The organism is Cupriavidus sp. 05T313 (assembly GCF_056396665.1).
In genome coordinates this window covers 1-546 of the sequence record NZ_JBFTLX010000586.1, presented here as the reverse complement: position 1 = coordinate 546, position 546 = coordinate 1, and the positions used below count along the sequence as shown (strand labels likewise).

Here is a 546-nt window from a genome sequence, read left to right as displayed (position 1 = left end):
CGCCGAATACATGGCAGGAGTGGACCTGATCATGCAGTGCATGACCATGAGCACCATCGAAAAAGACGAGTTCGCCGGGCTGCGGGCGGCCGTGGAGAACGGCACAGGCCTGGCCGGCTGGCACGGCGGGATCGCCGATTCCTACCGGAACACCTCCGACTACCTGCACCTGATCGGCGGCCAGTTCGCCTGCCACCCCGGCAAGCACCCGGACGAGTGCACCGGCGAGCAGTCGGACAACTACGTGCCCTATACCGTCAACATGCTGCCGGCCGCCGCGGACCACCCCATCACCAGGGGCATCAAGGACTTTGACCTGGTCACCGAACAGTACTGGGTCCTCTCTGACGACTATGTGGACGTCCTGGCCACCACCACCCAGAAAGTCCGCGAGTGGGACCCCTGGAACCGCGAAGTGACATCCCCCGCCATCTGGACCCGCCAATGGGGCAAGGGCCGGATTTTCGTATCCACCCCAGGGCACCGCGTGGAAATCCTCCAGGCCCAGAACGTTCGCACCATCATCGAAAGGGGCCTGCTGTGGGC

At 64.3% G+C, this 546-nt stretch carries 1 protein-coding gene; it reads left to right on the top strand.

The window, feature by feature from the left end; genetic code table 11:
* Nucleotides 1-46 precede the first annotated feature (46 nt).
* A partial coding sequence (locus AC1DKD_RS41870) for a ThuA domain-containing protein (protein WP_477144814.1) occupies nt 47-546 on the top strand: 500 nt, incomplete at its 3' end.